Source organism: Streptomyces sp. SAI-135 (assembly GCF_029893805.1).
GTDB lineage: Bacteria > Actinomycetota > Actinomycetes > Streptomycetales > Streptomycetaceae > Streptomyces.
In genome coordinates this window covers 7,329,195-7,343,085 of record NZ_JARXYP010000002.1, presented here as the reverse complement: position 1 = coordinate 7,343,085, position 13,891 = coordinate 7,329,195, and the positions used below count along the sequence as shown (strand labels likewise).

The window sequence follows — 13,891 nt, the reverse complement described above, 5'->3', positions numbered from 1 at the left end:
TTAACCGGAGACGCACCCCGGCGTCATGCGCGGCCCAGACCCTGAGAAGGCCCTGCGAACCCTCTGTGCGGTGCTCCGGAATGGGGTAAACCGGAGCTATGACCCTTGTGGGCACTGAGCAAGAGCTCGCCGACCGCATCCACGGGGGCTGGCTCGGCCGGATCGCGGGCAACATGCTCGGCAAGCCGGTCGAGCAGGGCGACCTGTGGACACGGGACCGGATCGACCGCTATCTGCGGCAGGCGGCCGCGCTGCCCCTGACCGACTACCTTCCCGAGCCCGTCGGCGAGAGCGACGGCTTCGAGCTGCGGCCCGAGTGGCGCGAGTGCGTGCGCGGCCGCATCCACGGCAGCTGCCGTGACGACGACGTCGACTACGCCATCCTCGGCCTGGACCTGCTGGAGACCCACGGCTTCGGCTTCAGCACCGAGCAGGTGGGCGACCTGTGGCTGCTGAGGCTGCCGTACCTGCAGACGTTCACCGCGGAGCGGGCCGCCTACCGCAACCTCGCCAACGGGCTGAAACCGCCGCTGACGGCGACGTACGACAACCCCTGCCAGGAGTGGATCGGGGCGCTGATCCGCGCTGACATCTACGGCTGGACCTCCCCCGGTGTCCCGCGCCGGGCCGCCTCGCTGGCCCGCCGGGACGCGGTGCTCTCGCACACCGGGAACGGCGTGTACGGGGCGATGTGGGCGGCGGCGCTGATCTCGGCGGCGTTCACCGCCGGGACCGTGCGGCAGGCGGTGGACCAGGCGCTCGCGGTGATCCCCGCCGGCAGCCGCCTCGCCCGCACGGTCCGCAGGGTGTCGTCCCTGCACGACACCCGGATGACCTGGGAGGACACGCTGACCACGGTCGCGCAGGAGACCGCGGGGCTCGGCTGGATCCACACCGTCCCGAACGCCGCGGTCCTGACCGCCGGACTGCTGTACGGCGACGGCGACTTCACCCGCACCATCACCCTCACCGTCCGCGGCGGCCTGGACACCGACTCCAACGGCGCGACCGCCGGCTCGGTGGCCGGGGTCCTCACCGGGGCGGACGCCATCCCGGACCAGTGGAAGGACCCGCTGGAGGACAGGGTGCGCAGCGCGGTGTTCGGGTTCGACGGGGTGCACATCAGCGAACTGGCCGAGCGGACGCTGCGGTTGGCGGAGACGGAGACCTGAGCGCCCGTCGCGATCCAGGGTCGGGGCATGGATGACGGGAGTGTCGGCAGGACGCGCTCGCGTCGGTGCTGCGGCGGGCGCGTGTCGGCTTCACCTGGACCTGGGCGGCGGACGGGACCTGGACGGCGAAGGCGGGCACGCGCGACGACACGGTGTGCCGGCCGGACGAGCAGATCGGCTTCCGGGCCCGGCAGGCCCGCGAAGGACCTGACGAGCACGGGCCTGCGGCAGGCGTTCGCCCTCCCGAGACAGGCGTACGAGGTCGGCGCCGTGGAGCGCGAGGGGCGCACAGTCACCGTCGGTGTGCTCGTGCGTGACACCTCGCGAGCCGCCCAGTGCTACCGGTGCGTCCGTCCCCTCGACCCCGGTGCCGACCGGCCACGGGCGACCGCCGTGCCCGTACCTGCTGCTGAGCGGCGTCCGGGCGGCCCCGGGGGCTGGTTACCCTTCGAGGATGACCACCACCCAGGACTTCGCCACCTACATCGCCGGTCTCCCCCGCATCATCGCCGGAGCCGCCGCGCTCTTCCGGGACGCGGACGGCCGGGTCCTCCTGGTCGAGCCCAACTACCGTGAGGGCTGGGCGCTCCCGGGCGGCACCATCGAGTCCGACGACGGCGAGACCCCGCGTCAGGGCGCCCGCCGCGAGACCGCCGAGGAGATCGGGCTGGACCGCGCGCTCGGACGGCTGCTCGCGGTGGACTGGGTGCACGGGACGGCCCGCCCGCCGCTGGTCGCCTACCTCTACGACGGCGGTGTGCTCACCGAGGACGACTTCAAGGCGATCCGCCTCCAGGAGGAGGAACTGCTGTCCTGGCGCCTCGTCCCGCGCGCGGAGCTCCTCGATCATCTGCCCGGAGCCCTCGGCCGCCGCGTGCTGGCCGCGCTGGACGCGCTGACGGACGGGTCGGGCACGGTGGAGCTGGAGAACGGTCATCGGGTGGGCTGACGCGGACGGGCTCGGTGACCGGGCAGGAGGCGGGCGGTCGGATATCCGTTCGCCCGATCCGGATCACCCGTCCTACCCTCGACGCCATGGCCAAGCCCCTCGTCGCCCTGCTCAGCGGCGCCGGCATCTCCACCGACTCCGGGATCCCCGACTACCGCGGCCCCAACGGGCTGTGGAAGACGGATCCCGAGGCGGAGAAGCTCGTCACGTACGACTACTACATGGGCGATCCGGAGATCCGGCGCCGGTCGTGGCAGATGCGGCGGGCGAGCGGCGCGTCGGCGGCCGAGCCCAACGCGGCGCACCGGGCGGTGGCCGAGCTGGAGAGGTCCGGGGTGCCGGTGCGGGTGATCACGCAGAACGTGGACGGGCTGCACCAGCTCGCCGGGATGCCCGCCCGCAAGGTTCTCGAACTGCACGGCACCGCACGGCAGGTGGTCTGCACGAAGTGCCACGCCCGCGGCCCGATGGAGGACGCGCTCGCCCGGGTCGGGGCCGGGGAGGCGGATCCGCCGTGCCTGGAGTGCGGCGGCATCCTCAAGTCGGCGACCGTGATGTTCGGCGAGCGTCTGGACCCCGTCGTGCTCGGTGAGGCGGTCGCGATCAGCAAGGCATGTCAGGTCTTCGTCGCGGTCGGCAGCACGCTCCAGGTGCAGCCGGCGGCGGGCCTCGCGGGTGTCGCCGCCGACCACGGCGCCCGTCTCGTCGTCGTCAACGCCGAGCCGACCCCGTACGACGACCGCGCCGACGAGGTGATCCGGGAGCCGATCGGCACGGCGCTGCCCGAACTCCTGCACAGGATCGGGTCGCTCGGGGGGCAGTGACTACCCGATGGCCCGCAGGACGGATTCGCCGACCGGTCCCAGCCAGCCCGCCAGGGAGGACAGGGCTCCCGCGAGGGTTCCGCCGGCGGTGACGGCCGCGCCCGCGGCGGTCACCAGCCTGGTGATCCGCACCAGACGCTCGGCCATGGTGGTGCGATCCGGGGAGGGGGAGGCGAGTTCGGCATCGAGGGACGCGACCTCGGTGTGCACCTGGCTCGCGACTTGGGGCGGGAGGGCCAGCCGGTCGAGCTCCGCGCGCAGCAGACCGAGCATGGCACGCGGATCCGTGGTCATCGCGAACTGTCCGTGCTGGCCGCCGTGAATGGTCTGGTCACCGGCGACGTTGTTGATGTTGCCCTGTTGGCTGCCGATGTTGAAGCTCACGGGATGTCCCCTCGTCTGCGTCACTGGCGGCGCACGGCCGCGTCGAACGAGCGTTGCCGGGACGCGGCGATGACATGCATCACCAGCCCGGTCATCATCAGGACCGTGCCGACGCCTGCGACGGCCCAACCGAGAAGGAACACCGGAAACCCACCGATCTCCGTGCCGAACATGTCTCCCGGGTCGGGCCATTCATTGGGATTCTCGGACACGGGATCCCCGATACGGCCCATGAACCGCAGAATTCCGTAGGCGAACACGGCGAAGCCGCCCAGGAAGAGCAGGAAACCGAACAGAATGATTCTGCGGGCCCGCGTGCGAGCCGCCGCGACCTGCCGGAGAAAGCTCTCCTGCCTTTGATCGACGTACTGGTGCCCGCCCACGTTGTTGATGTGGGCGCCGTACTGTTGGCCCACATCGAATCGCGGGGCACGGCCCACCGCCGGCATCACGACGGTGCCCAGCGCGGCTTCCCGCTCCCGCTCGGCGCTGCCGGGCCATTCGTAGCGGATGCGCGCGCTTCCCAGGGTGAGCACGTCACCGTCGTGCAGCGTCTGTGGGGCGGCAAGACGACGGTCGTTCACCGATGTGCCGTTGGCGGAACCGAGGTCCTCCAGGACCACGGTCGCGCCCGAACGACTCAGGAGCGCGTGCCTGCCGCTCACGTACGGATCGTCTATCCGAATGTCACAGCCGGGATCCCGGCCGAGGACCGACCTGGCGGCCGAAAGGCGGAGTGGTGATCCGTACAGGTGCGATGGATGAATGAAAGTGAGCTGGGGACCGGAGCGATCTGCAGGACTCGCCATGATCCCACCCCCGTGAGAGTGGACGGAGGAATCATTTTATCCGTGGCGGTTTATTCGTAACCCGCGCAGAACCTGCCATTCATCACCACAATACACCGCACAACAGGAGAGCGCCCCGGCGTTCAGAACAGCGCCGCGCCCCGCTCGAAATCCAGCAGGCGCTGCTTGCGTTCCAGGCCGCCGCCGTATCCCGTGAGGCTGCCGTCGGCGCCGACCACGCGGTGGCAGGGGACGATGATGCCGATCGGGTTCCTGCCGTTGGCGAGGCCGACCGCGCGGGAGGCCCTGGGGTTGCCGAGGGCGTCGGCGAGTTCGCCGTAGGTGCGGGTCTCGCCGTGCGGGATCCTGCGGAGCTGTTCCCAGACCGTGCGCTGGAACGGGGTTCCGTGCAGGCGCAGTTCCAGGGTGAACTCCTTCAACTCGCCGTCGAAGTAGGCCCGCAGCTGGTCCGCGGCCTCCTCGGCCCACCCGTCGTCCGGCGCGCCGAAACTCTCCTGCGGCGGCCGGTGGCGCTGGTCGGTCATGTAGAGGCCGCACAGGACGCCGTCGTCGGCGACGAGGGTCAGCGGGCCGTAGGGGCTGTCGATCACGGTGTGCTGTTTCACGGAACGTCCTTGTACGGGCTCATACGGGAAGGAAGTTGATCGGGTGGCTGTCGGTCGCCCACAGGTACTGGACGGCGTACGCCCGCCAGGGCCGCCAGGCCGCCGCGCGGGCCGTCAGCGCGGCCGGGGTCGAGGGCAGGCCCAGCTCCTGGGCGGCGCGGCGGATGCCGAGGTCGGTCGGGAGGAAGGCGTCCGGGTCGCCGAGGGCGCGCATGGCGATGACGTCGGCCGTCCAGGGGCCGAAGCCGGGAAGAGCGAGGAGACGGGCCCGGGTCTCGGACCAGTCCTGCTCGACTCCCAACCGGAGTGATCCGTCCGCCAGTTGACTGACGAGAGTGGTGAAGGTGGAACGGCGGGTGCGGGGCATCGCGAGCGAGGCGGGGTCGATCGCGGCGAGCGCCCCGGGGGCCGGGAAGAGGTGGGTCAGGCCGCCCTCGGGATCGTCGACGGCCTCGCCGTGGGCCGTGACCAGTCGGGCCGCGTGGGTACGGGCCGCCGCCGTGGAGACCTGCTGCCCCAGCACGGCCCGTACGGCGAACTCCGCCTCGTCGACCGTGCGCGGGACCCGCCGGCCGGGCGCCTTGTCCACCAGCGGCGCGAGCAGCGGGTCCGTGCGCAGCTGGTCGTCGATCGCGACCGGATCGGCGTCCAGGTCGAGCATCCGGCGGCAACGGCTGATGGCGACGGTCAGGTCGCGCAGATCGCTCAGCGTCAGCCGGCAGGCGATGTAGTCGGGGCGGGGCGTGAGGGCCACGACGCCGTGTCCGTACGGCAGTCGCAGGGTGCGCCGGTACGCGCCGTCGCGCCACTCCTCCACGCCCGGGACGGCCGTGGCCGCGAGGTGGCCGAAGAGGTTGTCGGGGTTGAGGGGGGCGCGGAACGGCAGCCGCAGGGACAGGAAGCCGGGGGTGTCCGGCGCGGTCCTCCTCGCGGCGCGGGTGCGCAGCTCGCTCGGGGCGAGCGCGAAGACCTCGCGGACGGTGTCGTTGAAGGTGCGGATCGCGGAGAAGCCGGCCGCGAAGGCGATGTCGGCCATCGGGAGCGCGGTCGTCTCGATGAGGAGCCGCGCTGTCTGGGCACGCTGGGCGCGGGCGAGGGCGAGCGGGCCGGCGCCGAGTTCGGCGAGGAGCTGGCGTTCGATCTGCCGGGTGCTGTAACCGAGGCGGGCGGCGAGGCCGGGCACGCCCTCGCGGTCGACCACGCCGTCGGCGATCAGCCGCATCGCGCGGGCCACGAGGTCGGCGCGCTGGTTCCACTCGGGCGAGCCCGGGCTGGTGTCGGGCCGGCACCGCTTGCAGGCGCGGAAGCCCGCCTGCTGGCAGGCCGCCGCACTCGGGTAGAAGGTCATGTTCTCGGGTTTGGGCGGGACGACCGGGCAGCTCGGCCGGCAGTAGATGCGGGTCGTCAGGACCGCCGTGAAGAACCATCCGTCGAACCGTGCGTCCTTGGACTGCACGGCGCGCACACAGCGCTCGGTCTCGGTGTACATCCCCGTCTGCATGCGTCCAGCATCGAGCACGCGGCAGAGCGCGGCTGGCGGGAATCCGACATCAGCCTCGACCCGGCCGCCACGCGGACTCGCGCAGGAGCCGCAGCCCGTTGAGGCCGACGAGGACCGTCGAGCCCTCGTGTCCGGCGACCCCGAGCGGCAGCGGGAGGTGGCCGAGGAGGTCCCACAGGACGAGTCCGGTGATGAAGGTGCCCGCGATCACCAGGTTCTGCAGGACCAGCCGGCGGGCCGTCCGGGACAGCCGTACGACCGCCGGAACGGTCGCGAGCTCGTCCCGTACGACGACCGCGTCCGCGGTCTCCAGCGCGAGGTCGGACCCTGCCCTGCCCATCGCGACACCGGCGTGGGCGGCGGCGAGCGCGGGCGCGTCGTTGACGCCGTCCCCGACGAACAGCACCTTGCGTCCGGCGGCCTGGAGCTCCCGTACGGCGTCGACCTTGTCCTCGGGCAGCAGCTCGGCGCGGACGTCCACCAGGCCGGTGGTCTCGGCGACCCGGGCGGCGGCCCCCGCGTTGTCGCCGGTCAGCAGGACGGGCGCGGTGCCGGTCAGGGTGGTGAGCGCGGCGGTGGCGGCGGGGGCGTGCGGGCGCAGGCGGTCGGTGAGGGCGAGGGTCCCGAGGGGGACGCCGTCCCCGGTCACGAGCACGACGGTGACACCGGCCGCGGCGGCATGGGCGGGTCCGGCATCCCGAAGGCCATGGTCCCGGCCGGCATCCCGCAGACCATCGCCCGGACCGCCATCCCCCAGCCCATCCACCGGCCCGGCATCCCGAAGGCCGCCCCCCGACGGGTCACCAGGGCGCCCGACCCCGATCACCCGGCCTTCGACCACCGCGGTCACCCCGCTCCCGGGCACGGCCGCGAAGTCCCGGGCCGGCGCGATCCGCAGCCCGCGCTCCGCGGCCGCCCGCACCACGGCCCGCCCCAGCGGATGCTCGCTGGCGTGCTCGGCCGCGGCGGCCAGGGCGAGGAGGCCGTCCGGGGTGAGCCCCGAGTCCGGCAGCGGTCGTACGTCCGAGACCTCGGGGGTCCCCTCCGTCAGCGTCCCGGTCTTGTCGAGGGCCACGGCGTCCACCTCGCCGAGCCGCTCCATCGCGACGGCCGACTTCACCAGGACGCCGTGCCGCCCGGCGTTCGCGATGGCGGACAGCAGGGGTGGCATGGTCGCGAGGACCACCGCGCACGGCGAGGCGACGATCATGAAGGTCATCGCACGCAGCAACGCCTCCGTGAGGTCGGCACCGAACAGCAGCGGCACCCCGAACACGGCGAGGGTGGCGGCCACGATCCCCACCGCGTACCGCTGTTCGACCTTCTCGATGAAGAGCTGGGTCGGTGCCTTGGTCCGGGATGCCTCCTCGACCAGGGTCACGATACGGGCGATCACGGAGTCGGCGGGGTCGCGCTCGACGCGGACGCGCAGCGCGCCGGTGCCGTTGAGGGAGCCGGCGAAGACCTCGTCGCCGGGGCCCTTGGCGACCGGGAGGGGTTCGCCGGTGATGGTGGCCTGGTCGGCCTCGCTCGCGCCGTCCAGGACCCGGCCGTCGGCGCCGATGCGCTCGCCGGGGCGGACCAACAGGACGTCTCCGAGGGCGAGTTCGCTCGTCGGGACGGTCTCCTCACCGCTCTCCGTGACTCGGGTCGCCGTCGTGGGCGCGAGATCGAGCAGACCGCGCACCGAGTCGGCGGTGCGGGCGGTGGCGAGGGCCTCCAGGGCGCCGGACGTGGCGAAGATGACGATCAGCAGGGCGCCGTCCATGACCTGGCCGATCGCGGCCGCGCCGAGCGCCGCGACGATCATCAGCAGGTCGACGTCGAGGGTCCTGTCGCGCAGCGCCCTGAGCCCCTCCAGGGCCGGTTCCCAGCCGCCGGCGGCGTAGGCGAACGCGTACAGCGGGCCGCACGCCCACCACGGCAGGCCGCCGAGGTCCAGCGCGAGCGCGAGCAGGAACGCGACGGTCGAGGCCAGCGCCCAGCGGGCCTCGGACAGGGCGAGGACCCGCGTGCGGCGGCGGGGTGCCGGATGTGCGGGCGTGGGGACACGGACAGGGCTGAGAGTCGTGGACACCCGAGCACCATACAGGAACACATGAAGACTCATTCATCTGTTCATGTGCGATGGGTAAGATGCCGCCCATGGGTCATGGAGCCGTCACCACCGCGCAGGAAGCCGCCGAGCGCGTACGTCTGGACGCGGCGAACGTGGCCAAGGTGGCCACCACCCTCCAGGCCCTGTCCACCCCTTCCCGCCTGCTGATCCTCGCGCGGCTGCGCGAAGGGCCGCTGCCGGCCACGGAACTGGCCGCCGAGGTGGGCATGGAGCAGTCGGCGTGCTCGCACCAGCTGCGGCTGCTGCGCAACCTGGGTCTCGTCGTGGGCGAGCGCCGGGGCCGGTCGGTGGTGTACGCGCTGCACGACCACCATGTCGCCGAGCTGCTCGACCAGGCCGTCTACCACGTGGAACACCTGCGGCTGGGGCTCAGTGACGCCACCGAGTGAGCCGACCCGGCGCGTGATGGGCCCGCTGTACGCGGCCGGGTTCACCACCGCCTTCGGTGCGCACGGCATCGCCGCGAACCTGGGCGCGGACTCCGGCGACGCGGTCACCTCCCTGCTGGTGCTGGGCGGACTGCTCGCGTTGTACGACGGTGCCGAGGTCGTCCTCAAGCCGCTGTTCGGCACGATCGCCGACCGGATCGGGGCCCGCCCCGTGCTCGTCGGCGGGCTGGTGGCGTTCGCCGTCGCGTCCGCGCTCTACGCGCTCGCCGGAAGCCCGGGATGGCTGTGGGCCGCGCGGCTCGGTCAGGGTGCGGCGGCCTCCGCCTTCTCCCCCGCCGCGTCCGCGCTGGTGGCCCGGCTGAATCCGGCCGCCAAGCAGGGGCGGGCCTTCGGGAGTTACGGTTTCTCCAAGTCCGTCGGCTACACCCTGGGCCCGCTGCTCGGCGGTGTGCTGGTGTGGGCGGGCGGCCTGCGACTGCTGTTCACGGTGCTGGCGGCGCTGGCCGCGGCCGTGGCGGTGTGGGCGCTGATCGTCGTACCCGTCGTGCCGCCCCTGCCCCGGGCCCGGCAGACGCTCGTCGACCTGGCGCGGCGGCTGGCCGACCCGGTGTTCCTGGTCCCCACGGCCGCGCTCGCCGGGGCGACCGCCGCGCTCTCGGTCGGCGTGGGCTTCCTGCCCGTGTCGGGGGCCGTGGCGGGACTCGGCACGGTGGCGACGGGAGCCGCGGTGTCGGTGCTCGCGGCGTGTGCGGCGCTCGTCCAGCCGCGTGCCGGGCGGGCGTTGGACGCGGGCCGGCTCACGGTACGGGGCGGGCTCGGTGCCGGATTGCTGCTGGCGGCGGCCGGTCTGGGCTGCGCGATGCTGCCGGGGCTCGTGGGTGTGCTCCTCGGCGCCACGCTGATCGGCGTCGGCACGGGGCTGATCACGCCCCTGGGGTTCGCCGCGCTCGCCTCGGCGACTCCACGGGAACGACTGGGCCAGACGATGGGCGCGGCCGAGCTCGGCCGTGAACTCGGGGACGCCGGCGGGCCGTTGCTGGTCGCGGGAGTGGCCGCGGCGGCGACCCTGACGTACGGCTACGGGGTGCTGGCGGTGCTGCTGGCGTGCGGGCCGTTGGTCGCGGTGGGTCTCCTTCGCCGAGGCGGGTGAGGCGTTCCCGGAGGACCGGCGACGCCTCACCCGCTCCGCGCGCTAGGCGGAGGCTGTGGGCCGCCGCGAAGCCGCCGTCGCCCCGCGCACGTCCGTCAGCGGCCGCAGCCGGTAGGTGTACGCGTAGTCCCGGTCGGCGAACAGCTTGTACTCGTCGTGGGTGTGCGCGCCCCAGCTGTTGTCGCCGCCCACGCCCATCTGCCGGTGGTTCACCCTGAGGACGACCGCGTCACGCGGAGTGAGCTGGTAGTCGTGGCGCACCCCGTTGGACAGGTCCTCCGGGGTGAAGTGCGAGGCGTTGACCTCCAGGAGGGGTTCGCCGGAGACCAGCAGTCCCACCCCGTCCGGGCCGGTCAGGGCCGCCCAGCGGACGTCGGTCTTGTTGCCGTTCTCCTGCGGGCGGATGTAGGAGGTCCACTGCTCGGCGACGGTCCCGGACCAAAGGCCCACGTCCGTGCCGTCGTTGCGGTCCCAGTGGTTCTCCTCGGGTCCGCGCCCGTAGTAGTGCAGCCGGTCCAGTCGGCGCGGCAGGAACAGGATCGTGCCGACCTCCGGGATGTACGGCAGCGAACTCGCCCCGGGGTGCAGGGTGTTGTCCACCTTGATCTCGCCGTTGCCGAAGACGGTGTAGGTCGTGCCGTACGCCGACTCGGTCGTCGTCGGCAGGGTGCCGCTCACCTTGATCTCGACGGCCCGGTCCCCGAGCGCCCGCACGCTCACGCCGGTCACCTTGCGGTTCGCGCCCGCGTCGCGCCAGGTCTGGTTGCGGGTGTGCTGCCCGTTGCCGTGGTCGTTGTCGGTGGGTGCCCGCCAGAAGTTCGGGACGGGGCCCGAGGTGAGCAGACGGGTGCCGTGCGCGCGGTACGACGTGATGGTCCCGCTGGCCTTGTCGACGGTGACGGCGAAATCCTTGCCTGTGACGGTGACCTGGCCGGAGGCGTCCTGGTACGTCAGTGCCGGCACCTTCGCGAGGGGTACCGGTGTCACCGCCGGGCTGTCCGCGTCGACGGCGAGCTGCTGCTTGGCGACCTCGAAGCCGGCCTTCGCCCAGGGCGTGGACTCCCTGGTGGTGAAGGAGAGCTGGAGGAAGTACTCGGTGCCGGGCGCGGGGGTGCTCGGCAGCCGGTACGGGACGGTGACGGTCTTGCTCGACAGCGGTGCCAGGTTCATCTGGTCGCGGGTGAGCCTGCCGCGCTGCACCACCTTCCCGTCGGCGGAGAGCGTCCAACTGCCGTCGAACTCACGCAGGTCGGTGAAGAGGTTCTCGTTGGTCAGGGTCACCGAGCCGTCCGCCGCCCAGGACGCGTTGACCGTCTGGTAGATCTGCTTGACCTCGGCGGCCTTGCCGGTGTGGCCGCGGTCGGCGGTGACGATGCCGTCCGCGACGAAGGCGCCGTCGTTGGGGTTGTCGCCCCAGTCGCCGCCGAAGGCGAAGAAGGTCTTCTGGGCGGGCTTCTTCTCGGCGAGCCTCACGGTAGCCGCGTCGAACCAGAACCGCACGCCCTCGTCACCGGGCCCGCGGCCGTCGGAGGCCAGTTCGGCGGCGGTCAGGGCACGGGCGTACACGCGCGCCTTCCTGATCGTGCCGCTGAACTCCCTGGTGGGGTTGTCGACGTCGACGGCCAGCGCGAGGGGCGCGGTGGTGCTGCCGGGCCGCTGTGTGGTGGTCCTGGTCGCCCTGACCTGACCGTCGACATGCAGGCTCAGCGTGCCCGCGGCCGCGTCGAAGACACCGGCGACATGGTGTTCCCGGCCCGTCCAGTCGTCCGGGAGCGCCCAACTGACCGCGATCCACTGACCGCCGCCGTAGATGAAGAACTCCATTGTCCTGCCGGACTGCTTGAGGGCGTACTGGGTGTCGCCCTTGGCGACGACCGGCTGGTGACCACCCGTCACCTTCGGGGTGAACCAGGCCTCCAGGGTCAGTGAGCCGGTGAGGTCGAGGCGGGCGTCGCGGGCGAAGACCGTGCCGCCGGAGACGCCGTTGTCGCGGTCGAACCTGGCGCGCGCGGGCAGGACCTCACCGGTCAGCGCGCCGGGACCGCTCTCCGTCAGCAACTGGCGCACCGGGACCGGCTCGCTGAGGGACTGGTCGACGAAGTCCCAGATCCAGCCGCCCTGGAGGACGGGGTAGCGGCGGACGATGTCCCAGTACTTCTTGAAGTTGCCGTTGGAGTTCCCCATCGCGTGGCAGTACTCGATCATCACGTACGGCCGGGTGTCGGAGGTGTCCTTGGCGCGCTGCTCCACACGGGCGGGGCTCTCGTACATCTCCGAGCGGATGTCGCTGATGGTGGGCCGGTCGTCGCCCTCGTACTGGACGACCCGGGTGGTGTCGTACGACTTGATCCAGTCGCGCATGTTCACGAAGGTGCTGCCGCCGCCCGCCTCGTTGCCGAGGGACCAGATGACCACCGAGGCGTGGTTCTTGTCGCGGTGGACCATGTTCTGGGCGCGCGCCACGCAGGCCGCGCTCCAGTCGGGGTGGTTGCCGGGGTACTCGCCGCGGATGCCGTGGGTCTCCAGGTTGGTCTCGTCGACGAGGTACAGGCCGTACTCGTCGGCGAGTTCGAGCCAGAGCGGGTTGTTGGGGTAGTGCGAGGTGCGGACCGAGTTGATGTTCATCCGCTTGATGATCGTGATGTCCTTCACGAGGTCCGCGCGGGTGAGCGCGGTGCCGCGGTCGGGGTGCATCTCGTGGCGGTTGGTGCCGCGGAAGGAGACCGGCTTGCCGTTGATGCGCATCAGCCCGTCCTTCAGGGCGAACTCGCGCAGGCCGACGCGGTGCGAGAGGGTCTCGATCACCTTGCCGGCGGGGTCGCGCAGCCGCAGCACGGCGGTGTAGAGGTTCGGGTGCTCGGCCGACCACAGCTTCGGCGCGGGCACGGCTCTTGCCGCCTGTACGGTCGTCTCGTCGCCAGCGTCGAGGGCGACGGCCTGCTGGAGCGGGCGGGACCAGACCGCGTGGCCGCCCGCGTCGTAGAGCTGTGTCTCGACCGTGTAGCGGCCCTGGTTGTCGCCGCCGTAGTCGCGCACGCTCGCGGTGACCGAGAGTTCGGCGGAGGTGTGGTCGTCGCCGAGCGGGGTGTCCAGCTTGAAGTCGCGCAGGTGGACGGCCGGGGTGGAGAAGAGGTAGACCGAGCGGAAGATGCCGCTCAGCCGGATCATGTCCTGGTCCTCCAGCCAGTCGCCGTCGGAGTAGCGGTAGACCTCGACCGCGATCTGGTTGGTGCCCGGCTTCAGGTGCGCGGTGATGTCGTACTCGGCGGGCGTGTACGAGTCCTCGTGGTATCCGACGAGTTCGCCGTTGATCCACACGTAGTGGGCCGACTTGACGCCCTCGAAGTGCAGGAAGGTGCGCCGCCCCGACCAGGTCCTCCGGCACGGTGAAGGTGCGCCGGTACTGGCCGACGGGGTTGTAGCGGGTCGGGGCGGCGGGCGGCTGGGCCTCCTCGCCGAGGCCGTTGGGGCCCCACCACGGGTAGGTGATGTTGACGTAGATCGGGAAGTCGTAGCCATGCACCTGCCACACCGAGGGAACGGGGATGGAGTCCCAGTCCCTGTCGTCCACGTCGGTGCGGTAGAAGTCGGTGTCGCGGTCGCCGGGGCGGTCGGCGTAGGCGAACTTCCACCTGCCGTCGAGGCTCACGCGGTACGGCGAGCGGGTGCGGTCCGCGGCGAGCGCCTGGCCGACGGTGGCGTACGGCATGAGGGTGGTGTGCGGGGGCTCGGTGCCGACCCGGAAGAGATCGATGGCGCCGTTCCACTCCGGGGCGCCCTCCGCCGCACGGCTGCGGCCGGCCAGGGGGCCTGAGGAGAGGGCGAGGGCACCGAGGACGGCAGCCCCCGACTCCAGCAGACGCCTGCGGCTGATGGGGGCAGGCAGGTACGGGTGGGGCATCGGTGGAACCTTCCTCGGGACGACAGTGCGGTGTACGTACTGAGGGAGCGTCAATTCCTGTGCGCTATTGGTGACTTTGAGGCTCAGG

10 protein-coding genes and 1 pseudogene are annotated in these 13,891 nt (G+C 72.1%); 5 read left to right on the top strand and 6 right to left on the bottom strand.

Annotated features, from left to right (window positions below; genetic code table 11):
* The first annotated feature begins 98 nt into the window (after positions 1–98).
* The 3 genes from M2163_RS37560 (at position 99) to M2163_RS37550 (ending at position 2,945) form a co-directional block, all read left to right on the top strand.
* On the top strand, positions 99–1,172 hold the full coding sequence (locus M2163_RS37560) for an ADP-ribosylglycohydrolase family protein (protein WP_280896220.1): 1,074 nt from the start codon (positions 99–101) through the stop codon (positions 1,170–1,172).
* Between the two features lie 454 nt (positions 1,173–1,626).
* Positions 1,627–2,121: an NUDIX hydrolase gene (locus M2163_RS37555; RefSeq protein WP_280848454.1), complete on the top strand. Its 495-nt coding sequence runs from the start codon at positions 1,627–1,629 to the stop codon at positions 2,119–2,121.
* A gap of 86 nt (positions 2,122–2,207) precedes the next feature.
* Complete coding sequence (locus tag M2163_RS37550) at positions 2,208–2,945, top strand: Sir2 family NAD-dependent protein deacetylase (protein WP_280848455.1); 738 nt, start codon at positions 2,208–2,210, stop codon at positions 2,943–2,945.
* Here the strand turns inward: M2163_RS37550 and M2163_RS37545 are convergent, their stop codons facing one another.
* From M2163_RS37545 to M2163_RS37525, 5 genes are all read right to left on the bottom strand, one after another.
* Positions 2,946–3,329: a hypothetical protein gene (locus M2163_RS37545; protein ID WP_280896219.1), complete on the bottom strand. Its 384-nt coding sequence runs from the start codon at positions 3,327–3,329 to the stop codon at positions 2,946–2,948.
* A gap of 20 nt (positions 3,330–3,349) precedes the next feature.
* Positions 3,350–4,138: an FHA domain-containing protein gene (locus tag M2163_RS37540; protein WP_280896218.1), complete on the bottom strand. Its 789-nt coding sequence runs from the start codon at positions 4,136–4,138 to the stop codon at positions 3,350–3,352.
* A 122-nt stretch (positions 4,139–4,260) separates the two neighbouring features.
* The gene (locus tag M2163_RS37535; RefSeq protein WP_280896217.1) at positions 4,261–4,743 is read right to left on the bottom strand and encodes a methylated-DNA--[protein]-cysteine S-methyltransferase; all 483 of its coding nucleotides are present in this window, start codon (positions 4,741–4,743) and stop codon (positions 4,261–4,263) included.
* Between the two features lie 19 nt (positions 4,744–4,762).
* Positions 4,763–6,232, bottom strand: coding sequence for an AlkA N-terminal domain-containing protein (locus M2163_RS37530; RefSeq protein WP_280897375.1), 1,470 nt, complete (start codon positions 6,230–6,232; stop codon positions 4,763–4,765).
* 61 nt (positions 6,233–6,293) lie between these two features.
* Positions 6,294–8,354 (bottom strand): heavy metal translocating P-type ATPase, encoded by a 2,061-nt coding sequence (locus M2163_RS37525; RefSeq protein ID WP_280896216.1) that lies wholly within the window; start codon positions 8,352–8,354, stop codon positions 6,294–6,296.
* Positions 8,355–8,389: 35 nt separating this feature from the next.
* Here M2163_RS37525 and M2163_RS37520 point away from each other — a divergent pair, with 35 nt between their 5' ends.
* Positions 8,390–8,752: a metalloregulator ArsR/SmtB family transcription factor gene (locus M2163_RS37520; protein ID WP_053852185.1), complete on the top strand. Its 363-nt coding sequence runs from the start codon at positions 8,390–8,392 to the stop codon at positions 8,750–8,752.
* 16 nt (positions 8,753–8,768) lie between these two features.
* Positions 8,769–9,902 (top strand): MFS transporter, encoded by a 1,134-nt coding sequence (locus tag M2163_RS37515; protein ID WP_280896215.1) that lies wholly within the window; start codon positions 8,769–8,771, stop codon positions 9,900–9,902.
* A gap of 42 nt (positions 9,903–9,944) precedes the next feature.
* Here M2163_RS37515 and M2163_RS37510 read toward each other — a convergent pair.
* Positions 9,945–13,803 (bottom strand): annotated as a pseudogene (locus M2163_RS37510) (glycoside hydrolase family 2 TIM barrel-domain containing protein).
* Between the last annotated feature and the right edge of the window lie 88 nt (positions 13,804–13,891).

Coding starts and splice junctions, on each gene's coding strand:
- M2163_RS37550 (WP_280848455.1), top strand. CDS start 2,208: ATGGCCAAGCCCCTCGTCGCCCTGCTCAGCGGCGCCGGCATCTCCACC.
- M2163_RS37560 (WP_280896220.1), top strand. CDS start 99: ATGACCCTTGTGGGCACTGAGCAAGAGCTCGCCGACCGCATCCACGGG.
- M2163_RS37515 (WP_280896215.1), top strand. CDS start 8,769: ATGGGCCCGCTGTACGCGGCCGGGTTCACCACCGCCTTCGGTGCGCAC.
- M2163_RS37520 (WP_053852185.1), top strand. CDS start 8,390: ATGGGTCATGGAGCCGTCACCACCGCGCAGGAAGCCGCCGAGCGCGTA.
- M2163_RS37540 (WP_280896218.1), bottom strand. CDS start 4,138: ATGGCGAGTCCTGCAGATCGCTCCGGTCCCCAGCTCACTTTCATTCAT.
- M2163_RS37530 (WP_280897375.1), bottom strand. CDS start 6,232: ATGTACACCGAGACCGAGCGCTGTGTGCGCGCCGTGCAGTCCAAGGAC.
- M2163_RS37555 (WP_280848454.1), top strand. CDS start 1,627: ATGACCACCACCCAGGACTTCGCCACCTACATCGCCGGTCTCCCCCGC.
- M2163_RS37525 (WP_280896216.1), bottom strand. CDS start 8,354: ATGAGTCTTCATGTGTTCCTGTATGGTGCTCGGGTGTCCACGACTCTC.